Here is a 23301-nt window from a genome sequence, read left to right as displayed (position 1 = left end):
TCACCTGTGTCATCGTCTGCTCTCTCCCGGACTGGACCGACCAGCCCTACTACCCTCGCAAACCCGGGTCGAAACGGCGTAAATCGGGGTCCCTGCGGCGCGCGTACGCGCAACAGGGACCCCGAAAGCCGCTGAGCCGTCGCGTCAGCGCGGAGCGCCGCTGAGCCGCCGCCCGATCGCCGCGATCAGCCGGTCCAGCTCGGAGCCGAACGGGTTGTCGTGCACCAGGTACGTCCAGGTGGCGGTCGGCCGGACCAGCGCGCCGTCGTCCGGGTCCCAGTCCTCGTCAAATTCGGTCTCGGCGAACGTGGCGAGGGTGCGGGCCTCGATCTCCGGCACCAGGTTGTTGAACGCCGGCACCGCGGCCCGGTGGAACTCGTCCAGCGGGTCGAGCCGGCCCAGCGCGCGCAGGTGCACGCCCTCGCGGACCTCGGACAGCTCGGCCAGGTGCTCCGCCCAGAGCCGGTCCAGGTGGTAGAGCGCGATCGACCGGGCCGCCCGGGCGAGCACGTCCTCGTCCATCTCGCCGGCCTTCTCGGGCATCTTGTCGAGCAGCATCAGCGCGGCCACGTCGCTGGTCAGCAGCCGCTCCCGACGCAGGGCGAGGGCCTTGCGCTGCTGCTCGATCACCACGCTGTAGCGCCACGTGTTGCGGTGGATCTCGTGGTTGACGCCCTCGGCGACCCGCTGGGCGTGCTCCACCGCGTAGTCCACCTGGTCGTCGGTGACCAGGCCGTCCGCATTCATCCGCGGCGACGCCGGCACGGCGTCGGCGGCGTGCCGGACGACCAGGTCGTCCTCCAGGCTGACGAAGAAGACCGAGCCACCCGGGTCGCCCTGCCGGCCGGCCCGGCCACGCAGCTGGTCGTCCACCCGACGGCTGTCGTGCCGGCCGCTGCCGATCAGGTATAGACCGCCCAGCTCGGACACCCGCTCCTGGTCAACCTGGTCGCTGCCGCCGAGCCGGATGTCCACGCCACGGCCGGCCATCTGGGTGGAGACCGTCACCGCGCCGTACGCGCCAGCCTCGGCGATGATCGCCGCTTCCTCGTCGTCGTTCTTGGCGTTCAGCACCACGCAGGGCACCCCGGCCGCGTTCAGCCCGGCGGCCAGCCCCTCGGACTCCTTGACGTCCAGCGTGCCGACCAGCACCGGCCGCCCCGCCTCGTGGCAGCGGCGGATCTCGTCGATCAGCGCCTCGTCCTTCTCCGCCCGGGTGGCGTAGATGCGGTCCGGCTCGTCCTCGCGCACGCACGGGGTGTTCGGCGGGATCACCGCCACCTCGAGGCCGAAGAACTCCCGCAGCTGGTCGCCGACCAGCACCGCGGTGGCGGTCATCCCGCAGACCTTCGGGTAGAGCGCGATGTACGCCTGCATGGCGATGGTGCCCAGCACCTCACCCTCGGCGGTGGCGTCCAAGCCCTCCTTGGCCTCGACCGCCGCCTGGAGCCCGTCCGGCCAGCGGCGGCGCTGGGCCACCCGGCCGCGCATCTCGTCGATCAGCTCGACCGAGCCGTCCCGGACGATGTAGTCCACGTCGCGGTGCAGCAGGGCGTGCGCGTGCAGCGCCACGTTGACCGCGGAGAGCTGTGCGACGTGCTCCTCGTCGTACAGGTCGATGCCGAGCTTGGCCTCGACGGCGGCCAGGCCGGCGGCGGTGAACGCCACGCTGCGCCCGTCCTCGGGGATCGTGTAGTGCTTGCCCCTGCGCAGCCCGCGCACCAGCGCGGCGGCGGCGTGCACCGGGTCCTGCTCGCCCGGCACCGAGCCGGCGAGGACCATCGGCACCCGGGCCTCGTCGATCATGATCGAGTCGGCCTCGTCCACGATCGCGGTGGCCAGCGGCGGCTGCACCCGGTCGGCCACGTCGGTGACCAGCTGGTCGCGCAGGTAGTCGAAGCCCGCCTCGCTGACCGAGACGTAGGTGACGTCACAGGCGTACGCGTCGCGCCGCTCCTGAGGGGTGGAGGCCTCGTTGACCCAGCCGACGCTCAGGCCGAGCAGGGTGTAGACCGGCTCCATCCACTGGGCGTCGCGGCGGGCCAGGTAGTCGTTGACGGTGAGCACGTGCACCGGCCCGTTTCCGAGCCGGACGTGCCCGTACGCGGCGATCGCGGCGGTCAGGGTCTTGCCCTCACCGGTGGCCATCTCGGCGACCTTGCCGGACAGCAGCGACATCGCGCCGAGCAGCTGCACGTCGTACGGCCGCTGGTCGAGGCCGCGGCGGGCGGCCTCCCGACCGACCGCGCAGATCTCCTCGTAGTCGGTCGCCGCGCCGGCGGCCTCGGTCAACTCGGCGTCGTCCAGCGCGGCGAGGTCATCCTCGCGCGCCTCGATCGCCGGCAGCAGTTTCTCCAGCGGAGCAAGATCCACCGTCGAGCCCGGGCGCTGGAGGAACCGCCGGAACTTGCTCTTGAACCGTTGCGACACACCCATGAGCGGCAACGGTACGCGATTCGAACCGGCTTTTGCCGCCCGGCCGCCCAGCCACCGGCCGCATGTCGACGCCGACGCCGCCGGGTCAGCCGACCAGCAGCTGATGGGTGGCCAGCTCCCGGTAGAGCGGGTCGGTGGCGGTCAGCTCGGCGTGGGTGCCCACGGCCACCACCCGACCGCCGTCGAGGACGACGATCTGGTCGGCGTCGACCACGGTGGCGAGCCGGTGCGCCACGATCAACAGTGTCCGGCGGACGGCCACCGCGTCGATGGCGCGGCGCAGCGCGACCTCGTTGCGCGCGTCGAGGTTGCTGGTCGGCTCGTCGAGCAGCAGCACCGGCGGGCCGGCCAGCAGCGCCCGGGCGATGGCCAGCCGCTGCCGCTCACCCCCGGAGAGCAGCACGCCACCCTCGCCCACCTGAACCTCCAGGCCCTGCGGGGACCGCTGCGCCAGATGAGCCAGGTTGACCTTGTCGAGGACCTCGTGCAGTCGGTCGTCGGTGGCGTCCGGGGTGGTGATCAGCAGATTCTCCCGCAGCGTTCCGGCCAGCACCGGGGCCTCCTGCTCGACGTATCCGAGCTGGGCCCGCAGCACGTCGCGGGGCAGCTCCCGTACGTCCCTGCCGTCCAGCCGGACGGCACCGGCGCTCACCTCGTAGAAGCGTTCGACCAGGGCCAGCAGGGTCGACTTTCCGGCGCCGGACGGGCCCACCAGGGCGGTGCGGGTGCCGGCCGGCACCGCGAAGCTCACCTCGTGCAGCACCGCTTCGCCGCCCGGGTAGCCGAACCCCACCCGGTCGAACTCGATCATCGGGGCGGGGCGGCGCGGGGTCGCCGTCACCCCGGTTCCCACCGGCCGGTCCGCCCCGCCCTCCGCCGGCACCGCCAGGATCTCCTCGATCCGCTGCAACGCGCCCAGGCCGGTCTGCAACTGGGTGTACGCGCGCAACACCTGGGCCAGAGGCAGGGCCAGGAAGAACAGGTACATGACGAAGGCGACGAGGTCGCCGACGGTGATCGCGCCGGCGGCCACCCGGGCCCCGCCGATGCCGAGCACCAGCAGGAAGGCGCCCTGCACGGTGACCGAGCCGATCGGACCGACCACCGCCTGCACCCGGGCCACCCGCAGCCCCGCCGCGTACGCCGACCGGGCGCTGCCGGTGACGATCTCCGCCTCGCGGCCCTCGGCCCGGCTCGCCCGGATGGTCCGGGCCGCCGAGATGGCCCGCTCCACCGCCGAGGTCATCTCGCCGATCCGTTCCTGGGCGGCACGGGCCAGCGCCCGGACCCGCCGGGCGAAGGTGGCCGCGAAGCCCAGCCCCAGCCCCACACCGAGCAGGGTGACACCGAACAGCAGCGGGTCGAGCAGCACCATCGCCGTGCCCGCGCCGAGCACCATCACCGCCCCGGTGACCGTCTCGAACAACCCGGAGGTGACCACCGCGCGCAGCAGGGTGGTGTCCGAACCCACCCGGGAGAGCAGGTCGCCGGTGCGCCGGCTGTCGTACTCGGCGATGGGCAGCCGCAGCAGGTGCCCGGCCAGCCGCCGCCGGGTGCCCAGCACCAGCCCCTCGGCGGTGCGCTGCAGCAGGTAGTCGCGCAGCCCGCCGACCGCCGCGCCGAGCACCACCAGCACCACCAGCACCGCCACCAGGTCGGTCACCGCGCCGCCGGCGCTCACCCGGTCGAGCACCGACCGGGTGAGCAGCGGCTGGGCGAGCGATGCCGCCGCACCGGCCAGCGACAGGGCGCCCACCACGGCGAGCGTGCCGCGGTGCTCACGCAGGTACGGCAGCAGCGCGGCCAGGCCGACGGGCCGGGCGTCAGGGGTGCTCATGGCGGGAACGGTAGCCCGCCCGGTCACCCGGGAAGCCCGCTCCGGCGCCGGATCAGCCGGTCAGCACCACCTGAAGCTCGTGGCGGCGGCACTCGGCCAGGTCGGTGAGCAGGGTGGGCGCCTCGTCGAACGGCACCACCGCCGAGATCAGGTGCTTGCGGATCACGTCCCCGTACGCCCGGAGCAGGTCGACGGTCTCGGCGGAGAGCCGCTCCCGGTCCCAGGTGGGCGCGAGCCCGCGCGGCACCCGACCGATCTGCGCGCAGCGCAGCGACAGCCCGTTGTGGTGGAACTCCTCGCCGAACCGGACCGCGTCCGCGCCGCCCTGGTAGAAGGCGAGGTCGATCACGGTGCCCTGTGGCCGCAGCAGCCGCAGCGCGAGTTGCAACGCCCACGCCTGCCCCCGGCACTGGAACACCACGTCGGCGCCGCGGTCGCCGGCGGTGTGCGCCCAGCGGGTCTTGAGCACCGCAGCCGGGTCGTCCGAGCCCGGGTCGAGGGTTTCCAGGCCGAGCGCCTCGGCGACCTGCCGGCGCTGCGGGGTGGGGTCGAGCACCATCACCGAGGCGGCGCCGTGCCGCCGGGCGAACAGCGCGGTCAGCAGCGCCACCACCCCGGCGCCGACCACCGCGACCCGCCGGCCGCGCACCCCGTCGCCCAGCGAGCGGACGCCCGCGCCGTACAGGTCGGCGGCGGCGTGCAGCAGACCGTTGGCGCAGATCGGGCCCATGTGCGCGACGTAGACGCCGAGCAGCGGGTCCAGGTCGTCGGGGAGCGGCACGAACCGTTCGGCGACCGGGTCGGCCAGCCAGCCGGTGCGGTGCCCGTACGTCATCGCACCCACCACGCCCACCGCGACCGCCGGGGTGGCGCTCTCCACCACCCGGCCGACCTGCATGTAGCCCAGCCGGGTCACCGGGTACGGGGTGCTCGCCCCGCCCGGCTGGAACAGCCCCAGGTCGGCGTTCCAGGTGACGTGCAGGTATGGGTTGGTGCCTTTGACGTAGCTCAGTTCGGTGCCGGCGGAGACGCCGCTGAACAGCGTCTCGACCCGGAAGGTGCCGGGGCGCGGCGGGGCGGCGTCCTGCTCGACCAGTTCCACCCGGCCGGGGGCGGAGACCACCACGACCCTGTCACGCATCGACGGTCACGCCGGTCGCGAGCACCGTCGGCCCGACGGGTGTGGTGAGCCGCACGGTCTCGCCGGTGCGGGCCGAGTCGGCCACCGCGAGGGCCAGCCGCTGGGTGCCCAACGCCTCGGCGTACGGGACGCGCACGTCGTCGCCGATGCCGCGCACCGCGTCGATGAAGGCGCGGTCGACCGCTACCCGGGCGGCCTCCGGACCGGCGGGCAGGTGCCGCTCACCGTCGCTGTCGCGGATCAGCAGGCCGTCCTCGGTGATCGACATAGCCAGCCCGTCGGCGAGGATCTCCAGCCCGGCCCGGTGCTTCCAGCCCAGCACGCAGGCCGCGCTGAGCGTGCCGACCGCGCCGCCGGCGAAGCGCAACGTGGCGGTGGTCACCGAGTCGATGTCGGCGCCGTCCACCGGCGGCGGTGTGCCGTTGCCGTACGCGGTGACCTCGGTGACCTCGCCGACCAGCGCGCGGATCAGGTCCAGCACGTGCGCGGCCTGCTCGACCACCGGGCCGCCGGAGCGGTCCCGCCGCGACCACCAGGCCACCGGCGGCACCTTGTCCAGCCAGGAGCCGCTGACCATCCGCACCGGACGGTCGGCGAGCAGCTCGCGGGCCTGATCGAGCACGCTCAGGTAGCGCCAGTGGTGTCCGACGGCGGTACGCAGCCCGCGCCGGGCGATCAGATCGGCGATCCGCTCGGCGGTCACCAGGTCGATCGCGACGGGCTTCTCCACGAACAACGGCACACCGGCGTCGATCACCGCTTCCTCGGCCGGGCCGTGCGCGAACGGTGGCACGCAGACGTAGACTGCGTCCGGACCGGCGGCCAGCAGCTCGGCGACGTCGGCGCAGGCTCGGCCGGCGTGCTGCGCGACCAGCGCCGACGCCGCCTCCGGGGCCACGTCGGTCACGCCGATCAGCTCGACGTCATCGAACCCCGCGAGCACGCGGGCGTGCCGCTGTGCCACTCCACCGGCGCCCACCAGACCCACCCGGCATACACGCATTCGACAAGCCCTTCGAGAGCGTTTCATCTTCGATGGGAGCAGTCCCCCGGGGTGAGCGCAATCAAACGTTCATCCCCCGGGAACGCGGCGAGGTCACCCCTGTGATCAAGCTGTTCGCTGGAGGCGGTTAGCGCATGGTGGGGAATGGGAACAACCAACCTCGGTTATCCGCCCACGATTCAAAAGGGGTGCCCGTGCGGGATACGACATCGAGCGTGTCACCGGTGGTGGAGGCGTGGGCCACGTACCGGACGACGTCGGCGGCGGCGTGGCCGGCACGCCGGCTGCTGCGTGCCAAGGGGCAGAGCCGGGTCAGCGTCGTGCTGCCGGCGCACAACGAGGAGGCCACCGTCGGTGCGATCGTGGCGACCATCCGGGAGCACCTGATGGATCGGGTCGCCCTGGTCGACGAGCTGATCGTGGTGGACTCGCGGTCGACCGACCGCACCGCGCAGGTGGCCCGGGCCGCCGGCGCGGAGGTGGTCAGCCAGGACGAGATGACCCGGGGGCTGCCTCGGCTCACCGGCAAGGGCGACGCGCTCTGGGCCGGCCTGGCCGCCGCGGAGGGGGACGTGGTGGCGTTCATCGACGCCGACCTGCGGGAGTTCCGGCCGCACTTCGTGAGCGGGCTGCTCGGCCCACTGCTGACCGACCCGTCGGTGGAATTCGTGAAGGGCTTCTACCACCGGCCACTGGTGGGCACCGCCAGCGTCGAGCCGGACGGCGGCGGCCGCGTTACCGAGTTGATGGCGCGACCGCTGCTCAACCTCTTCTGGCCCGAGCTGGCCGGCTTCGTCCAGCCGCTCGCCGGCGAGTACGCCGGCCGGCGCGAGGTGCTGGCCCAGGTGCCGTTCGTCTCCGGGTACGGAGTGGAGACGGCGATGCTGATCGATCTGCTCGACCTGGTCGGCCTGGACGCGTTGGCGCAGGTCGACCTCGGTGAACGCAAGCACCGGCACCAGGACACGGCGGCGCTCGGCCGGATGTCGGCACAGATCATGCTGACCGCCTGGGCCCGGTTGCAACGGCGTGGCTGGGCGATCCCCGGCATGTCACCGGAGGTGCTGCTGACCCAGTTCCGCCGCGGCGGCTCCGACACGCTGCCGAACCTCGACCGCGAGATCGTGGTCAGCGACGTGTCCATCGAGGAGCGCCCGCCGCTGGCCGAGCTGCGCCACCGGGTGCCCCGCCGACGGGTGGCCGCGGCGTGAGGGCCGGGGCGTTCATGTCGGGCGCATGGGAGGGCCGGGACCGATGAGCCTCACCGTGCTGATGAACGCCGGCCCGTGGCTGTCCGTGCCGCCGCCGGGCTACGGCGGCATCGAGAACGTTATCGCCACTCTGGTGCCGGAGCTGCGGCGTCTCGGCGTACGGGTGGTGCTCGCCTCGGTGGAGAGCAGCAGCCTGCCGGTGGACGAGAAGGTGTCGGTGTTTCCCGACGGGCAGTTCGCCGCGCTTCAGCGGCCGTACAACCAGGTCTGCGGGATCGCGCAGGCGCACCTGGCCGGGGTGGTGCGCGAGCTGCACGCCCGCGACGACATCGACCTGGTGCACGATCACGTGGAGGCGGTCGGGCTGGCCACCCTCACGGCGATGGGGCCGAGCGGCCCGCCGACCCTGCACACCCTGCACTGGGACCTGGCCAAGCACCCCGCGCTCTACGGCAGCCTGGACGGCGGCGAGCGGGTCCGCGTCAACGGTGTGTCCGCGTCCCAGCTGGCCCGGGCCCCGCAGGCGCTCCGCGAGCACTCGGTGGGGCACGTGCACCTGTCCACCCCGCTGGCCGTGGACGCCGACCGGCGGTCCCTCCCGGAGAAGGGCGAGCACCTGCTCATCCTCGGCCGGATCAACCCGGGCAAGGGGCAGGACGTGGGCGCCCGACTCGCTCACCAGGTCGGTTTCCCGCTGGTGCTGGCCGGGCCTGTCGGCCCCTACCACCGCCCGGCCGACCTGGCCGCGGCCGGCGACGAGGCCCGGCAGAACCCGGACGTGCGGTTCTTCCTCGACGAGGTGGCGCCCCACGTCGACGGTGACCTGGTCCGCTGGGTCGGCACCGTGGCCGGTCAGGAGCGTGACGACCTGCTCGCCAGCGCCCGCGCCTCGCTGTTCCCGCTGCGCTGGGAGGAGCCGGGCGGCACGGCGGTGGTCGAGTCGCTCGCCCTGGGCACGCCGGTGGTGGCGACGGCCCGGGGGTGCCTGCCGGAGCTGATCGAGCACGGTCGCACCGGGCTGCTCACCGCCGACGAGGAGGAACTGGGTGAGCTGGTGCTGGCCGCCGAGCTGCTCGACGCCGACGAGTGCCGTCGGGTGGCCGCGCAGCGGTTCACCCCGGCGGTGATGGCTCAGCGGTACGTCGAGCTGTATCAGCGGGTCCGCCAGCCGGCCAGCGCGCCGCGCCTGCAACCGGTCTGACCGGCGCCTCCGACGGGTTTGCGATCGGCGGCGACGGGTAGCCCGCAGCGCTCACGCCCGCCCCGCAGCGAGGAGTCGGTGATGGTCGGACCGATGGCGCACTCCCGGGCCCGGCACAATCCGGCCGACGGCAAGCCACCGGTACGACGGGCCGCCGGGACCGTGGCGGTGCTGTTCCTGCTGATCGGCGTGCTCGGCTTCGTCCCGGGGATCACCAGCGGCACGTCCGATCTCCGGTTCGCCGGTCACGGCTCGGGCGCGTACCTGTTCGGCGTGTTCCAGGTGTCGGTGCTGCACAACCTGGTGCACCTGCTGTTCGGGGTGGCCGGCCTGGTGCTGGCCCGGACGGTCGGCGGCGCGCGGGCGTTCCTCGTCGGCGGCGGCGCCGTCTACCTGGTGTTGTGGCTGTACGGCCTCGCGGTGGACCACGACACCGGGGCGAACGTGCTGCCGGTCAACGACGCCGACGACTGGCTGCACCTCGGCCTCGGCGTCGGCATGATCGCGTTGGGCGTGCTGACCGGCCGTGCCCGTCCCTGACCGGCCGCGTCACCCGTGACCTGCCTCGCCCGGCCCGTAGGTCCGGTTTGACCGTGGTGCGCCTCGGGTAGTTCGCAGGTCCCGACACATCAGCGAGGTGAGGGTCCATGTCCAGCCGGATCACCTGGGAGGTGAGCGACACCGCACCGGTGGCGGTCGTCCGGCTCTGCGGTCCGCTGGACCTGGGCACCATGCGGTCGGTGCACCGCGTGTTGGACCGGGTGCTGGCCGCTCAACCGGATGCGCTGGTGGTCGACCTCGCCGAGGTCACCGTCCGGGACCGGCTGGCGCTGTCCGTCTTCGCCGCGACGGCCCGGCGGGCCGCGGAGTGGCCGGCCGTGCCGGTGGTGCTCTGCGCGCCACCGCCGGCCGCCGCGCGTTGGCTGGCCGAGTCGACCGCGTGCCGGGTGGTTCCGGTGTCCCGGGACTGCGAAGAGGCGACCCGGGTGGCCGGCGCCGCCGCCCCGCCCCGGTTGCAGGCCCGGCTGGAGCCGGTGGCCGAGGCCTGCCGGCGGGCTCGGGAGCTGGTCGTCGACGCGTGCACGCGGTGGAACCTTCCCGATGCCGCCGGCCCGGCCGCACTGGTGCTCAGTGAGCTCGTCGGCAACGTGGTCCGGCACGCGGGCACGCCGATGCAGGTGACGGTGACCCTGCGCCGGCCGTACCTGCACCTGGCCGTGGTGGACGGCAGCCGGGCGGCGGCCCGGCCGGCCGAGGCGGACCTGCGCGCCGAGGGTGGGCGCGGGCTGCTGCTGGTTCGGGAGCTGGCTCAGCGGTGGGGCAGCGTGCCGGCCGGCCAGGGCAAGGCGGTCTGGGCGATGGTGCCGGCAACGTGAGCGTTCCGGGTGGTTCCGCCAACCTCTGGCGAACTGACTGAAATTGCCGCTCTGCCCTGGTTTCATGGTCAGAGGGTCGGGTAGGTACACCCGTCCTTTTCTGTCACAACGGCGGGGTGAGCAGCCATGGCCAAGCGGGTAACCACGGAACCCAGTCGCGATCGGGGCCCGGCGATCCTGGCACCGGCCCGCTTCGGGGGCTTCCCCGGGCCACTGCGAACGCCGACCCCCGGCAGCTCTCTGATCAAGTTCCTCGCCACCACCGACCACAAGCAGATCGGTGTGCTCTACCTGCTCACCTCGTTCGGCTTCTTCCTGCTGGCCGGGCTGCAGGCGATGCTGATGCGGGGCGAGTTGGCCCGCCCCGGGCTGCAGTTCCTCTCCTCGGAGCAGTACAACCAGCTGTTCACCTCGCACGGCGCGGTGATGCTGCTGCTGTTCGCCACCCCTGCGGCGTTCGGGTTCGCCAACTTCATCGTGCCGATCCAGATCGGCGCGCCGGACGTGTCGTTCCCCCGCCTCAACGCGCTGGCCTACTGGCTGTACCTGTTCGGCGGGGTGATGGTGGTCGGCGGGCTCCTGACGCCCGGCGGCTCGGCCGACTTCGGCTGGACGGCGTACAGCCCACTGAGCAGCGCCGAGCACTCCCCCGGCGTCGGCGCGAACATGTGGGTCATCGGCCTGGTCATCTCCGGCCTGGGCACCATCCTCGGCGCGGTCAACCTGATCACCACGATCCTGACCCTGCGCGCGCCCGGGATGACCATGTTCCGGATGCCGATCTTCACGTGGAACATGCTGTTCACCAGCCTGCTGGTGATCATGGTCTTCCCGCTGCTGGCCGCCGCGCTGCTGGCGCTGTCGGCCGACCGGCTGCTCAACGCGCACGTGTTCGATCCGGGCACCGGCGGCCCGATGCTCTGGCAGCACCTGTTCTGGTTCTTCGGCCACCCCGAGGTCTACATCATCGCGCTGCCGTTCTTCGGCATCATCAGCGAGGTCATCCCGGTCTTCTCCCGCAAGCCGCTCTTCGGCTACACCGGCATCGTGCTGGCCACCGCCGCGATCACCTTCCTGTCGATGACGGTCTGGGCGCACCACATGTTCGCCACCGGCCAGGTGCTGCTGCCGTTCTTCAGCATCCTGAGCTACCTGATCGCCGTGCCGACCGGCGTGAAGTTCTTCAACTGGATCGGCACCATGTGGAAGGGACAGCTCACCTTCGAGACGCCGATGCTGTTCTCCATCGGCTTCCTGGTCACCTTCCTGCTCGGCGGACTCACCGGGGTGCTGCTGGCCAGCCCGCCGGCGGACTGGCACACCCACGACACCTACTTCGTGGTGGCGCACTTCCACTACGTGGTCTTCGGCACGGTGGTCTTCGCACTCTTCGCCGGCTACTACTTCTGGTGGCCGAAGATGACCGGACGGCTCCTCGACGACCGGATCGGCAAGGCGCACTTCTGGACCATGTTCATCGGCTTCCACGGCACCTTCCTGGTGCACCACTGGCTGGGCAGCGAGGGGATGCCCCGCCGGTACGCCGACTACCTGCCGACCGACGGCTTCACCACGCTGAACACGATCTCCAGCATCTTCGCGTTCATCCTCGGCCTGTCCACCCTGTTCTTCATGTACAACGCCTGGAAGTCCTGGCGGTACGGGGCGATGGTGACGGTGGACGACCCGTGGGGCTTCGGCAACTCCCTCGAATGGGCCACCACCTGCCCGCCGCCACTGCGCAACTTCGACCGGATGCCCCGGATCCGCTCCGAGCGTCCCGCGTTCGACCTGAAGTACGGCCCGCTCGTCGCCGACCTGGGCCGGGACCTGCCACAGCGCACGACCAAGCCGCCACAGCACTTCGCCGAGGAGTTGCGTATGGAGCACCACGTGCCGGAGTCGCCCGCCGCCGAGGGCGCGCACGGCGCCCGCGACGCGACCGAGTTCCAGCCGACCCCGCAGTCCGGTGCCCGGCCCGTGGATGTCCCGGAGCCCGAGGGCATCCGCCGGCCGAGCTTCGAGCAGAGCGACGCGCCCGAGGACAAAGAGGAGGCGCCGAAGCCGCACGAGCGGTGGCGGCACCCGCACAGCGACCAGGACCCGGAGGAGCGCTGACCGGCGGTACGCGCTGACGAGGGCCGACACCCGTGGGTGTCGGCCCTCGTCGCGTACGGTGCCCGGCTGCGCTCAGTCCCGCGCGGGTGCCAGGCCGGCGGCGGTGAGCGAACGGCGTACCGCGGGTTGGACCCGGGTCAGCCGCAGCGGCACCCCGGTCCGGGCGGCCGCGTCCCGTCCGGCCATCAACGCGGCGATCCCGCCGGCGTCGAAGCCGCCCGCGCCGACCAGGTCGACGACCACCTCGCTGGGCTGGCCGGTGACCGCCTCCAGCATCGCCCGGCGCAGCTGGTCGGCACCGTCCCGGTCGATCTCGCCGCCGACCTCGACGACCACCCGGTCGCCGTTCTGCTTCACCGAGATCCGGGTCTTGCCCGGGTCCGGCTCGGCGGCGCCGTTCTGCCAGGGCGGCGGCGCGTCGGCGAGCATCGCCTGCCGCAGCCAGGTCAGCGCCCGCGACAGCAGCCGGGAGACGTGCATCTGCGAGATGCCGAACCGGGCGGCGATCTCCGCCTGGGTCTGGTTGCCGTAGAAGCGCATCGCCAGGATCCGCCGTTCCCGCCAGGGCAGGCGGTGCAGCAGGCCGCTCACGGTCACCCGGTCGTCGACCGATTCCAGCGCGTTGTCCGATTCGCCGACCAGGTCACCGAACTCCGCGGAGCTCTCCCCGCCCACCGGGGCGTTGAGCGAGGCCGGGCTGTAGCCGGCCGCCGACTCCAACGCCGCGAGGATCTCCTCCTCCGGCGTCTCCAACCGCTTGGACAGCTCCGCGACGGTGGGCGCCCGGGACAGCTCACTGGTCAGCGCGGCGGTGGCCTGACCGACCTCCAGGATCAGGTCGCGTAGCCGGCGGGGCACGTGCACGCCCCAGGTGCGGTCCCGGAAGTGCCGCTTGATCTCACCCACGATGGTGATCGCGGCGTACGCGGTGAACGAGCCCCGTTCCGGGTCATACCGGTCGACGGCGTTGACCAGGCCAAGGCGGGCCACCTGCTCCAGGTCCTCCAGTGGCTCCCCGCGCCCCCGGTACCGGCGGGCCAGGCGGCCGGCGAACGGCAGCGCGAAGCGGACCAGGTCGTCCCGTGCCTCCTGCCGCCGCTCCGGCGGCAGCCCCTCAATTCGGGCCGCGTACGCCAGCGCTGCCGCATCGAGGTCCTCCAGACCTCGATCGGTGGGTGGTGGTGTGGTCGTGCTCGTCTGTCCGAACATCCGCGCCTCCCTCAGGAAGGTCCCCCGCCCGGATCGGGAAACCGGTCGTGCGCGTGGTCGAGCCACGCACCGGGCCGGAAAAGTGGGTCAGTGACTGGGATGCCAGCGGGCGACAACGCCTTTGCGCAGCGCAATCAGGCCGTCGCAGTCAGCGATGTTCCCGCTCCGTAGGTACTCAATCACGGGACCCCGGGTTCGCGAGGATGTTTCGGCGTGCTCCGCCTCAGGAGATCAGCAACCCCTGGTGGCCGCCGCTGTCCCGGAGCATGGAGAGCGCCTCGGCGGCCCCCAGCGGGGGCGGCGTGGGCAGGTCGTACGGCTGGGCGCGGAGCACCTCGGTGGCCCGGCGGGTGGGTACCGAGGTGACCGGGTAGCCCCGAGCGGCGGTCCGGTCCAACGCCCGACGACGCCGGCCGAACCCGGCCACGGCCAACCACTGCGGCAGCCCGGCCAGGGCGGGCGAGCGCACCCCGGGCGGCTCGGGCAGCACGTCCACCGAGCTGAACGTCTCGCTGCCGGCCAGCCACCACTCGGCCTCGTCCACGCTGCGCCGGGTGGCGTTCTCGCACCAGTACGGCACCAGCCCCGCGCGCACCACCTGCCACGGATCGATCAACCGGCCGCACTCCACCACCAACCGGTCACCGGTCTTGCCGGCGCCGCGGAGCCAGTGCCGGTACAGGTCGGCCACTGCCGCGCTCAGCGCCGCCGGCCGGGGCACCAGCACCCGGTGCAGCGGGTGCTCCCGGCGGGCCGCCCAGTCCCGCGCGGCCAGCTCGAAGCCCGAGTCCACGCCGTGCTCGGCTGCGCCCGAGGGGACGGACATCTCCGGCGGCTCCCACCGGGCGGCATCCCCGCCGACGGAGCGCAGCACCTGCCGCAGCGCGTGGCTGTCGGGGTGGAAGTCCACCGGGTCCAGCCCGCTGGCCGGGCAGCCGACCTGGAAGCTGTGCCCCGGGCCGCGCTCCAGCACCGGCCAGGTCCGCGCGTCGCGAACCAGCACCACCGGGGCCCCGGTGGTCAGCCGGTCGGCCAGGAACTGCGTGTAGGCCGCCGGCAGCGCCCGCCAGCGGGCGGCCAGCGACACGGTCACCCCGGTCAGCGGGCCACGGCTGGCGGGGCAGTGCACCTGGCGGAGATGCACGTCGGGGTTGCCGGCGAGCAGTCGGGCGGCGAGCGCCTCGCCGTGCTCCAGCGCCGCACCCGGGCGGTCCACCGCGCCGCCGGTCCAGTGCACCGACATCTCGAAGCCGGCCGGCAGCCACGGCACGCCGAGTGCCACCGCGAGGTGGGCCGCCGCGCCATGCGGTGAGCCGATCAGCACGCCCGGGTAGCGCTGGCGCGGGTACTGGTCGACGAACCAGCGGGCGACCCGCCCGGCGTCCACCTCGTCGACCTGAGCCATTGTGAGCGCGACCCGGCCGGCGGCCCGGCTGACCGCTGCGCGACGGACCGGCTCCGGGGCGCCGGGGAACCGCGACACCGGCCCGGCGTGCCCGAGGTCGGCGCAGTCCACACCACGCAGTGCCCGGGCGGTGGCGGCGACCAGCACCCGGGCGGGACTGCTCACGGCCACGACCCGGTCGCCGGCCAGACCGGCACCGTCGGCCGTGAGCCCCTTGCGCACCTTGTGCACCGGCTCTACCTTGCCTCGTTCGCTCACCACGCGGCCCGGCTTCCCGTCCCGATGGGGTTCAAACGGGGCATCACCCACCCGGCGGCACAATCCGCTGGTCGGCGGGGGTCCACGGTCATCACCGGCGTTCCACGACGATCCGCCGTGGGCGGCGGGAGCGGGTCGCCGGGGGCGAACGGGCCGGGCACGGTGGCCCGGGTTTCGCCGGGGCCAGGGCGGGCACTTCCGGGCTCATGCGCACCGACGACACGAGCGAGCCGGCCGCCGCGACGATCACCCCGTACCAGGACGGACCGCTGCTGGTCCGCGGCGACTTCGCCCTGGTCACCCCCGACGGTGAGCGGATCGACGCCCGCCGGGGCACGGTGGCGCTGTGCCGGTGCGGCAGGTCGGCGCTCAAGCCGTTCTGCGACGGCACCCACAAGATGGTGAACTTCCGCGCGGGAACCGCCCGGGAGGGGTGACCGCCGCGGTCAGGCGACGCCGGCCAGGGGTCCCGCGGCGGCGGTCGCGGTCGCGGTCGCCGGCAGCGAGACGGTCAGCGCGGTGCGCGCCCGCAGCGAGCTGCGGCCGGCGGCCCAGCTGTCCAGCAGGTGCGCGGCGAACAGCCGGTCCACCGCGAGCGCGGCCGCCGCGCCGAAGAGCACGTCACCGGCCAGCGCCGGCTCGGCGCGGACCAGCCCGCCGCACAGGTCGTGCGCGGCGATCTGCTCGTGCACCGCGTCGGCCTCGACGTGCTCGTCGTAGAAGCGGGTGGCGACCTCGTCCAGGCCGAGCCGGCGCAGCCCGTTGCCGTAGCGGCGGTTCGGCACCGACGAGGTCATCTCGAAGGCGGCCAGGTGACCGAGCAGCGCGCCACGCAGGCGTCGGTGCAGCCCGAAGAGCGACATCAGGTTGTTGGTCGCCAGCGTCACCGCGGGCACCACGTCGAGGTGGGCGCCGTAGCCGGTAACCAGGCCCAGCCGGTCGAGGGTGCGCCGGAACAGCTCGGCGTGCATACGATCCAGCCGGCCGTTGCCGTACTCGTCGGTCTGGATCTCCACCAGGGCGGCCTTCGCCGGGCCGCCGAGGCGGGGCAGCGCCCAGCTGTGCGGATCCGCCTCGCGCAGGTGGTAGACCGAGCGGTGGGCGACGAACTCGCGGAACTGGGCGAGGTCGGCACGCCGCTGGAGGGTGGTCGCCAGCGGAGGCCCGTCGTCGGCCGCGACCAGCTCGGCCAGGGCCGCCGCCACCCCGGCCGGCGGCAGCGGCGGCGGGGCGGACAGCCGGCGCAGCGCCGCCTCGAAGGGCCGCTCGGCACGGGCCCGCAGGGCCAGCAGCGTCGGCTGCCACTCCCAGCTCTCATCCACCCCGCGCCAACCCCGGTAGTGCAGCTCGTAGCAGAGGAACAGGGTCAGCTGGAGATCCTCGTCCGCGAGCGGGTCCGCCGGGTCCAGGTCGGCACCGAGGCCCGCCGGCAGATCGTGCGGCGGACGCCGCAGGGCCCCGGCCACCGCCGCGGAGAGCGGACCGCGCGGCTGCGGTAGGGCCGCGGGACCGTAACGACGGTCGGCGGGCTCCAGCATGTGACCTCCAGCGTCCTCGGGCCGCTACTGATGCCCAGGCGGGCCACCCCTAAACGAGGCCCTCCGCGTTCACGGTGAGCTCCACCTGCTCGCGGACCCGCCGGGCGGCCTCCCCGTCGGCGTACAGGCCGCGCAGGTCGGCGAAGGCCGGCTGCGGCGGCGCCAGTGGCACGGCGGCGTCGACCACCGCCTCCAGCACACACGGCCGGTTCGCGGCGAGCGCCTCGTCCCAGGCCGCACCGACCAGCTCCGGGCGGTCCACCCGGACGCCGTGCAGCCCGAGCAGCCGGGCCCAGCCGGCGTACGGCACGTCCGGGCGGCGCTGCGCCGGGTCGGGCGACGTCTGCCGCCCGCCGCCCATGCCGGACTGGTCACGGTTGTTGAGCACCAGCACCACCAGCCGCGGATCGCGCCACTTCTGCCAGAGGTGCGCCACGGTGATCAGCTCAGCGAGCCCGTTGAGCTGCATGGCGCCGTCGCCGACCAGCGCGAGCACCGGCTGGTCGGGGGCGGCGAGCTTGGCGGCCACCGCGTACGGCAGGGCGCAGCCCATCGAGCCGAGGGTGCCGCACAGCTGCGCGTTCACCCCGGGCGGCAGGACGAGGTGCCGGGCGTACCAGTAGAGGACCGACCCGACGTCCACCGCGACCGCGCCGACGGCCGGCAACCGGGTGGACAGCTCCTGGAGCACGAGCTGCGGGTTGACCGGGTCGGCCGGCGCGGCGGCCCGGTCGGCCGCGGTCGAGCGCCACCGGTCCACCGAGCTCTGCACCGTGGCGCGCCACTGCTGGTTGGGCCGGTGCGGCACCCGCGCCAGCAGCGCCCGCAGCGTCTCGGCGGCGTCACCGACGAGCGGCACGTCCGCCGGGTATCGGGTGCCGATCCGCCGTCCGTCGATGTCGATCTGGACGGTCCGGGCCTGACCGGGCATCGGGAAGTAGTCCGTCCACGGATCGTTGGTGCCCACCATCAGCAGCGTGTCGCAGCCGCCCATCAGCTCGGCCGCGGCCGACGTGCCGACCTCGCCGAGCACCCCGGCGTGGTAGGGCAGCCGCTCGTCGAGCACCGGCTTGCCCAGCAGCGAGGTGGCCACCCCGGCGCCGAGCCGGTCGGCCAACTCGGTGATCTCCCCGGCCGCGTCCCGACCGCCCTGGCCGACCAGGATCGCCGTGCGCTGGCCGCTGCCGAGCAGCTGCGCGGCGGCGTCGAGGTCCATGTCGTGCGGCAGCACCCGGGCCAGCGGCACGCCCGGGGTCGCCGAGATCACGCCGACCGACTGCGGCTGCAGGTCGGGCACCACGGCCTCCTGCAACTGCCGGGGCAGCACCACGCAGGTCGGGCTGCGGGTCGCCGCCGCGGTGCGGAACGCCTGGTCCAGCAGCGCGGGTACGTCCTCGGGCCTGCGGCCGTACTGCACGAACTGGTTGCACACGTCCGCGAAGAGCCGGCTGAGCCCGATCTGCTGGTGCGCGCCGCCGAGCGGCCCGGAGATGTCCTCGCCGATGATCGCCACCACCGGCGTGCTGTCCAACTTGGCGTCGTAGAGGCCGTTGAGCAGCTGGACCGCGCTGGGCCCCTGGGTGGCCAGGCAGACCCCGATGCCGCCGGTGAACTTGGCGTGCCCGGTGGCCATGAAGGAGGCGGTCTCCTCGTGCCGGGCCGGGACGAACGCCGGGTCGCCGCCCGTGCGGTCCAGCGCCCGGACCAGCGGGGCGATCGCCGCGCCCGGGTACCCGAAGGCGCGTGGCACCCGCCAGGCCAGGAGCCGCTCCACCACCAGGTCGGCAACGCTGCGCTCAGCCATTGCCGCGCCCGGGCGTGCTGGCATCGACGTACCGCAGGACCGCGCCGACGCCGTCGCTGAGCTCGGGCGCCTCGTCCGGGCCCAGCACGGTCAGCGCCGCGTCGGTGCCGACCAGCGCCCGGACCAGGGCCGCGTCGGCGCGAACCCGTTGCGGGTCGGTCACCGACATCGCCGCCAACTGCCCCGGGTCGACGGCGATCTCGGTCGGCTCGGGGCCGACCCACAGCTCGCCGTTGGCCGACGGATCGTCCACGATCAGCATGGTGTCCACCTGGTTGCGTTGCAGGGCCGAGACGACCGCGTCGAGCCCGGCGCCGACGTCCTCCTGCACGCCGAACCGGTCCAGCGCGGCGCTGATCCGCTGATCGGCGACCTCCGCGATGGTCTGCACGGTGAGGTCGTCCAGCAGCGTCTGGTCCGCGCCGCCGGCCCGCGAGCCCGCGTCGGTGCGCACCATGAGGTCCTGCCAACGCTCCGGCATCTGGGCGGCAATCATCCCGGTGGCCCGAACATCGCCGGCCACCACCACCACCTCCGCGCCGACCTTCTCGGCCAGCTCCACGGTCGCCGCGGTGACGTCGTCGGCGTTGCGGTGCCAGGCCTCCACGGCGGCCTTCTGGTAGATGTCCTGAGACCAGCCGCCGGGCTGCACCCGGCGCACCTGGAAGGTCTCCCGGCCGACGACGTGCGCCTTCCGGGGCACACCGCCGGCGCTGATCGCGATCGCGTCCGCGCCGGTCCGGTCGGCCAGCACCCGCACCCACGCCACCTGCTCGCCGCGCTGGGCGAGCAACGGCATCACGTGCGGCAGTGGCGCGTAACTCGCCAGGTCGCTCAGTGGTGGCGCGGAGAGGAACTCGGAGAGCACCACCCGGCCGCGGGTGGCGAAGACCGCGAGGCCGTAGTCGCCGACCATCGGGTCGTGGCCACGGATCACCCGGTCCAGCGCGGCGACGGTCGCCTCGTCCGCGCCCTGGTCGGTTAGTTGACGCGCCAGGGCACGCCAGCGCAGTGCCAGCGCCTGGTGGGCGTCCTCCGTGTCGGCGGAGGCGTCCAGGTACACCGAGCACCACGGCCCGGGTCGGTCGTAGAGCGGGCGCAGGAAGGACAGCTGCATGCTCGACCCCTTTCCAGCTCGGCCCCCCGCTTACCCGGGTCGCCGGGGATGTCACCTCGCGGCCGTGAGCCCGTGACCAGGTTTCATTCACGTCGTTCAACCGGGGACGTCGATACGATGCGTGAACAGAAGCGGACTCTCGGTGGTGGAGATGGACAGCGGACTCGATACCAGACGGATCGTGCACCCGACGGAGCGGATCGTCACCGGGCGGTTGGTCCGCCTGCTTGACGGCTACACGCGCGAGGTGCGCATCGGCCAGCCGGTGGTGGTCGTGGTGCTCGCCGCAGCCGCGTTCGCCGCGCTCCCCGCCCTGCTGCTGCGCTCGCTCTTCTCCGCCGGGGGCGGCGGCGCCCGGCGGCGCTGGAAGGAGCTGAAGCAGGGCCCGGAATACCTGGTCATCCCGGTGCGGCTGCGCAACACCGCCGGCCAGCTCTGCGAGGTGGAGCTGCACGGCCACCTGCCGCAGAGCGCCCTGCACCCCGCCGACCAGGTGCAGCTGACCCTGCGCCCGCAACGCGACCCGGAGCTGCCGCCCCGGATCGAGCGGATCGTCAACCTCACCACCGGGCAGCTGCTCACCCCACGTACCGCGACGCTCTGGTCGCATCTCGGCCCGCCGCTGCTGTTGCAGGCGGTGCTGGGCGCGCTGCTGCTCGCCGGCGTCGCGGCCTGCTCCGCGCTGACCTGACCGGCCGGGCCCGGGTTTCCGCGCCCGGCGGGGTGGGCACCGGCATCGGCATGTTTCCCGGATTCACCCTCGACGAGATCGACGTCGGCCCGGTGCGCCTGCGGGTGCGCCACGGCGGGTCCGGCTCGCCGGTGGTGCTGCTGCACGGCCACCCCCGTACCCACGCGACCTGGCACCGGGTGGCGCCGCTGCTCGCCGAGCGACACACGGTGATCTGCCCCGACCTGCGCGGGTACGGCGGGTCGACGAAGCCGGCGGAGACCGCCGACCACTCCGCGTACGCCAAGCGGGCGATGGCCCGCGACGTGGTCGCGCTGCTCGACGCGCTCGGCCACGAGCGGGCCGCGGTGGTCGGCCACGACCGCGGCGCGTACGCGGCGGTGCGCACCGCGCTGGACCACCCGGATCGGGTCAGCCGGCTCGGTGCGCTCGACGGGGTGCCGATCGGTGCCGCACTGGCCAGCTGCGACGCCCGTTTCGCCGCCCGCTGGTGGCACTGGTTCTTCCTCGGCCAGACCGACAAGCCGGCGGAACGGGTGATCAACGCGGATCCGGACGCCTGGTACGGCGGCTCCCCCGCCGAGATGGGCGAGGAGGCGTACGCGGACTACTCCCGGGCGATCCACGACCCGGCCACGGTCCACGCGATGTGCGAGGACTACCGGGCGGGCCTCGGCCCGGACCGGGCGGCCGACGACGCGGACCGCGCCGCCGGGCGGAAGATCGGCTGCCCGGTGCTGTTCGTCTGGGCCGAGCGCGACGACATGGTGGAGCTGCACAGCGACCCGGCGGCGATCTGGCGGGAGTGGGCCGACGACGTCCGGGCCACGTCGATCGACTCGGGCCACCACATGGCCGAGGAGGCGCCGGAGGCTCTCGCCGCCGTACTCGCCGACTTCCTGGCCGACTGACCGGTCAGCACGGCTGGCGGATCAGCGCGACGTGCCGCTCAGCCGACCGGGGCGGGCTCGCGGGCCGGTCGGCGGGCGGACTCGAGCATGCCCCGACGGCGGGCCCAGCGCTCGAAGACCAGGGTGGCGAACGGCGGCACCGCGCAGGCCAGCGCCACGACCGTGGCCAGCAGGCTCCACCGGTGCAGCCGGGCCACCGCCAGCACCAGCAGGACGTACGCGACGAACAGGCCGCCGTGGATCGGGCCGAAGATCTTGACGCCCAGCTCGTTCTCCGGCGGACCGTACTTGACCACCATGCCGATCAACAGGGCCAGCCACGAGCACGCCTCGGCGATCGCCGCCGCGACGAAGAGCCGGGTCACCTTCTCACGCATTCCCACGCCACCACCTCTCGGGCGGCAATGCTAGCGGTGCGCGCCGGCCGCGCCGGAGCGGACCACGCGGGCGCGACAGGGATCACCGGGCTCACAGGTGGGTAGGAAGGGACCATCGGGTCTTCCCCGCTCGCTCGACACGTGCGAGGTTAGGGGGACCAGCGGTGACAGGGTGGTGACCATGGGCGAGGATGTCGGCGTACGGACCTTCAGCCGAGAGGACCGGGCCCGCTACCGGGACAAGGTCCGCCGTTGCCTGGACGTCTTCGCCGAGATGCTGCGCGAGTCGCGGTTCGACATCGACCGGCCACTGACGGGGCTGGAGATCGAGCTGAACCTGGTCGACCAGGCGTCGATGCCGGCGATGCGCAACGCCGACGTGCTGGCGGAGATCGCCGACCCGAGCTTCCAGACCGAGCTGGGCCAGTTCAACATCGAGATCAACGTGGCGCCCCGCCGGCTGACCGGCACCGGCACCGCCGAGTTCGAGGAGCACGTGCGGGCCAGCCTCAACGCCGCCGAGGAGAAGGCCCGCGCGATCGGCGCCCACATGGTCATGATCGGCATCCTGCCGACGTTGCGCCCCGAACACCTGACCGCCGAGACGCTCTCGCACAACCCCCGGTACGCGCTGCTCAACGAGCAGATCTTCGCCGCCCGTGGCGAGGACCTGCCGATCGCCATCAGCGGGGTGGAACGGTTGGCGGTCACCGCCGACACGATCACCCCGGAGGCGGCCTGCACCAGCACCCAGTTCCACCTCCAGGTGAGCCCGGCCCAGTTCGCCGACTACTGGAACGCCGCCCAGGCGATCGCCGGCATCCAGGTCGCCCTCGGCGCGAACGCGCCGCTGTTCTTCGGCCGGGAGCTGTGGCGCGAGACCCGCATCCCGCTGTTCCAGCAGGCCACCGACACCCGGTCGGAGGAGATCAAGGCGCAGGGCGTACGGCCCCGGGTCTGGTTCGGCGAGCGCTGGATCACCAACGTGTTCGACCTGTTCGAGGAGAACGTGCGCTACTTCCCGGCGCTGCTGCCGGTCTGCGACCCGGAGGACCCGGCGCAGGCGCTGGCCGCCGGTGAGGTGCCCCGGCTCGCCGAGCTGCGGCTGCACAACGGCACGGTCTACCGGTGGAACCGGCCGGTGTACGACGTGTCGCGTGGCCGGCCGCACCTGCGGGTGGAGAACCGGGTGCTGCCCGCCGGGCCCACGGTGCTGGACACCATCGCCAACGGCGCCTTCTACTTCGGACTGGTCCGGGCCCTGGCCGAGTCGGACCGGCCGTTGTGGTCGCAGATGTCGTTCAGCGCCGCCGAGGAGAACTTCACCAGCTGCGCCCGGTACGGCATCGACGCGCAGGTCTTCTGGCCCGGCCTCGGCTACCTGCCGGTCACCGAGCTGGTGCTGCGCCGGCTGCTGCCGATGGCGCATCACGGCCTGGACCGCTGGGGGCTCGACCCGGGCGAGCGTGACCGGCTGCTGGGCATCATCGAGCAGCGCTGCCTGACCGGCCGCAACGGCGCGACGTGGCAGGTGGAGACGCTGCACCGGCTGGAGTCCGCCGACCACCTGGACCGGCCGGCGGCGCTGCGCGAGGTGGTCCGGCACTACGTGACGCTGATGCACAGCAACCGGCCGGTGCACGAGTGGCCCATCCCCTGAACCGGCCC

At 73.4% G+C, this 23301-nt stretch carries 19 protein-coding genes; 9 read left to right on the top strand and 10 right to left on the bottom strand.

All coding sequences use genetic code 11. The features are described 5' to 3' along the window. Positions 1–144: 144 nt before the first annotated feature. The 4 genes from secA2 to ACWD6N_RS23825 all read right to left on the bottom strand — a co-directional run bounded on the left by secA2 (position 145) and on the right by ACWD6N_RS23825 (position 6417). On the bottom strand, positions 145–2436 hold the full coding sequence (secA2, locus tag ACWD6N_RS23840; RefSeq protein ID WP_387328010.1) for an accessory Sec system translocase SecA2: 2292 nt from the start codon (positions 2434–2436) through the stop codon (positions 145–147). Between the two features lie 85 nt (positions 2437–2521). Next, entirely contained in the window at positions 2522–4273 is a 1752-nt protein-coding gene (locus tag ACWD6N_RS23835; protein WP_354967667.1) for an ABC transporter ATP-binding protein, read from the bottom strand. A 52-nt stretch (positions 4274–4325) separates the two neighbouring features. Then, positions 4326–5414 (bottom strand): zinc-binding dehydrogenase, encoded by a 1089-nt coding sequence (locus ACWD6N_RS23830; RefSeq protein ID WP_354967666.1) that lies wholly within the window; start codon positions 5412–5414, stop codon positions 4326–4328. Further along, a complete protein-coding gene (locus ACWD6N_RS23825) occupies positions 5407–6417 on the bottom strand; it encodes a Gfo/Idh/MocA family protein (RefSeq protein ID WP_354967665.1) in 1011 nt (336 codons plus the stop codon). Before ACWD6N_RS23825 ends, ACWD6N_RS23830 begins: the two co-directional genes overlap by 8 nt. Before the next feature lie 194 nt (positions 6418–6611). Here ACWD6N_RS23825 and ACWD6N_RS23820 point away from each other — a divergent pair, with 194 nt between their 5' ends. The 5 genes from ACWD6N_RS23820 (at position 6612) to ctaD (ending at position 12323) form a co-directional block, all read left to right on the top strand. Further along, positions 6612–7628, top strand: coding sequence for a glucosyl-3-phosphoglycerate synthase (locus tag ACWD6N_RS23820; protein WP_354967664.1), 1017 nt, complete (start codon positions 6612–6614; stop codon positions 7626–7628). Between the two features lie 43 nt (positions 7629–7671). After that, positions 7672–8829, top strand: a complete 1158-nt coding sequence (locus ACWD6N_RS23815) for a glycosyltransferase (protein ID WP_354967663.1) — start codon at positions 7672–7674, stop codon at positions 8827–8829. A gap of 81 nt (positions 8830–8910) precedes the next feature. Beyond that, positions 8911–9369 carry a DUF4383 domain-containing protein gene (locus tag ACWD6N_RS23810; protein ID WP_354967662.1) on the top strand — a complete coding sequence of 153 codons (459 nt, stop codon included), beginning with the start codon at positions 8911–8913 and terminating at the stop codon, positions 9367–9369. 107 nt (positions 9370–9476) lie between these two features. Then, positions 9477–10205, top strand: a complete 729-nt coding sequence (locus ACWD6N_RS23805; protein ID WP_354967661.1) for an ATP-binding protein — start codon at positions 9477–9479, stop codon at positions 10203–10205. Between the two features lie 126 nt (positions 10206–10331). After that, positions 10332–12323 (top strand): aa3-type cytochrome oxidase subunit I, encoded by a 1992-nt coding sequence (ctaD, locus tag ACWD6N_RS23800; protein ID WP_354967660.1) that lies wholly within the window; start codon positions 10332–10334, stop codon positions 12321–12323. A gap of 72 nt (positions 12324–12395) precedes the next feature. Here ctaD and ACWD6N_RS23795 read toward each other — a convergent pair whose 3' ends face one another. Together ACWD6N_RS23795 and ACWD6N_RS23790 are read right to left on the bottom strand one after the other, a co-directional pair. Next, a complete protein-coding gene (locus ACWD6N_RS23795; protein WP_354967659.1) occupies positions 12396–13532 on the bottom strand; it encodes a SigB/SigF/SigG family RNA polymerase sigma factor in 1137 nt (378 codons plus the stop codon). Between the two features lie 223 nt (positions 13533–13755). Beyond that, positions 13756–15168, bottom strand: a complete 1413-nt coding sequence (locus ACWD6N_RS23790) for a hypothetical protein (protein ID WP_387328000.1) — start codon at positions 15166–15168, stop codon at positions 13756–13758. A gap of 233 nt (positions 15169–15401) precedes the next feature. Between ACWD6N_RS23790 and ACWD6N_RS23785 the strand changes: the two genes are divergently transcribed. Then, complete coding sequence (locus tag ACWD6N_RS23785; RefSeq protein WP_354967658.1) at positions 15402–15632, top strand: CDGSH iron-sulfur domain-containing protein; 231 nt, start codon at positions 15402–15404, stop codon at positions 15630–15632. A 9-nt stretch (positions 15633–15641) separates the two neighbouring features. Here ACWD6N_RS23785 and ACWD6N_RS23780 read toward each other — a convergent pair whose 3' ends face one another. From ACWD6N_RS23780 to ACWD6N_RS23770, 3 genes are read right to left on the bottom strand one after another with little or no spacing between them, the layout of a single operon-like run. Next, entirely contained in the window at positions 15642–16733 is a 1092-nt protein-coding gene (locus ACWD6N_RS23780) for an iron-containing redox enzyme family protein (protein WP_354967657.1), read from the bottom strand. A 49-nt stretch (positions 16734–16782) separates the two neighbouring features. Beyond that, positions 16783–18537 (bottom strand): thiamine pyrophosphate-binding protein, encoded by a 1755-nt coding sequence (locus ACWD6N_RS23775; RefSeq protein WP_354967656.1) that lies wholly within the window; start codon positions 18535–18537, stop codon positions 16783–16785. Further along, positions 18530–19654, bottom strand: coding sequence for a baeRF2 domain-containing protein (locus tag ACWD6N_RS23770; RefSeq protein WP_450005172.1), 1125 nt, complete (start codon positions 19652–19654; stop codon positions 18530–18532). The genes ACWD6N_RS23775 and ACWD6N_RS23770 overlap by 8 nt, the downstream gene beginning before the upstream one ends. Positions 19655–19796: 142 nt before the next feature. On the opposite strand from ACWD6N_RS23770, the gene ACWD6N_RS23765 reads away from it, so the two are divergent. Together ACWD6N_RS23765 and ACWD6N_RS23760 are read left to right on the top strand one after the other, a co-directional pair. Then, the gene (locus ACWD6N_RS23765; RefSeq protein ID WP_450005174.1) at positions 19797–20345 is read left to right on the top strand and encodes a hypothetical protein; all 549 of its coding nucleotides are present in this window, start codon (positions 19797–19799) and stop codon (positions 20343–20345) included. A 50-nt stretch (positions 20346–20395) separates the two neighbouring features. After that, positions 20396–21256 (top strand): alpha/beta fold hydrolase, encoded by an 861-nt coding sequence (locus tag ACWD6N_RS23760; protein ID WP_354967654.1) that lies wholly within the window; start codon positions 20396–20398, stop codon positions 21254–21256. A 38-nt stretch (positions 21257–21294) separates the two neighbouring features. On the opposite strand, the gene ACWD6N_RS23755 is transcribed toward ACWD6N_RS23760, so the two are convergent. Then, positions 21295–21633, bottom strand: coding sequence for a DUF3817 domain-containing protein (locus tag ACWD6N_RS23755; protein WP_354967709.1), 339 nt, complete (start codon positions 21631–21633; stop codon positions 21295–21297). A 181-nt stretch (positions 21634–21814) separates the two neighbouring features. On the opposite strand from ACWD6N_RS23755, the gene ACWD6N_RS23750 reads away from it, so the two are divergent. After that, positions 21815–23293 carry a glutamate--cysteine ligase gene (locus ACWD6N_RS23750; RefSeq protein ID WP_354967653.1) on the top strand — a complete coding sequence of 493 codons (1479 nt, stop codon included), beginning with the start codon at positions 21815–21817 and terminating at the stop codon, positions 23291–23293. Positions 23294–23301: the final 8 nt, after the last annotated feature.

Source organism: Micromonospora sp. NPDC005163, assembly GCF_053599835.1.
The sequence above is the reverse complement of the archived record's forward strand: the minus strand, read 5'-3'. Positions and strand labels throughout refer to the sequence as shown.

Coding starts and splice junctions, on each gene's coding strand:
- ACWD6N_RS23770 (WP_450005172.1), bottom strand. CDS start 19,654: ATGCAGCTGTCCTTCCTGCGCCCGCTCTACGACCGACCCGGGCCGTGG.
- ACWD6N_RS23780 (WP_354967657.1), bottom strand. CDS start 16,733: ATGCTGGAGCCCGCCGACCGTCGTTACGGTCCCGCGGCCCTACCGCAG.
- ACWD6N_RS23825 (WP_354967665.1), bottom strand. CDS start 6,417: ATGCGTGTATGCCGGGTGGGTCTGGTGGGCGCCGGTGGAGTGGCACAG.
- ACWD6N_RS23785 (WP_354967658.1), top strand. CDS start 15,402: ATGCGCACCGACGACACGAGCGAGCCGGCCGCCGCGACGATCACCCCG.
- ACWD6N_RS23805 (WP_354967661.1), top strand. CDS start 9,477: ATGTCCAGCCGGATCACCTGGGAGGTGAGCGACACCGCACCGGTGGCG.
- ACWD6N_RS23775 (WP_354967656.1), bottom strand. CDS start 18,537: ATGGCTGAGCGCAGCGTTGCCGACCTGGTGGTGGAGCGGCTCCTGGCC.
- ctaD (WP_354967660.1), top strand. CDS start 10,332: ATGGCCAAGCGGGTAACCACGGAACCCAGTCGCGATCGGGGCCCGGCG.
- ACWD6N_RS23810 (WP_354967662.1), top strand. CDS start 8,911: ATGGTCGGACCGATGGCGCACTCCCGGGCCCGGCACAATCCGGCCGAC.
- ACWD6N_RS23835 (WP_354967667.1), bottom strand. CDS start 4,273: ATGAGCACCCCTGACGCCCGGCCCGTCGGCCTGGCCGCGCTGCTGCCG.
- secA2 (WP_387328010.1), bottom strand. CDS start 2,436: ATGGGTGTGTCGCAACGGTTCAAGAGCAAGTTCCGGCGGTTCCTCCAG.
- ACWD6N_RS23815 (WP_354967663.1), top strand. CDS start 7,672: ATGAGCCTCACCGTGCTGATGAACGCCGGCCCGTGGCTGTCCGTGCCG.
- ACWD6N_RS23795 (WP_354967659.1), bottom strand. CDS start 13,532: ATGTTCGGACAGACGAGCACGACCACACCACCACCCACCGATCGAGGT.
- ACWD6N_RS23755 (WP_354967709.1), bottom strand. CDS start 21,633: ATGCGTGAGAAGGTGACCCGGCTCTTCGTCGCGGCGGCGATCGCCGAG.
- ACWD6N_RS23750 (WP_354967653.1), top strand. CDS start 21,815: ATGGGCGAGGATGTCGGCGTACGGACCTTCAGCCGAGAGGACCGGGCC.
- ACWD6N_RS23760 (WP_354967654.1), top strand. CDS start 20,396: ATGTTTCCCGGATTCACCCTCGACGAGATCGACGTCGGCCCGGTGCGC.
- ACWD6N_RS23830 (WP_354967666.1), bottom strand. CDS start 5,414: ATGCGTGACAGGGTCGTGGTGGTCTCCGCCCCCGGCCGGGTGGAACTG.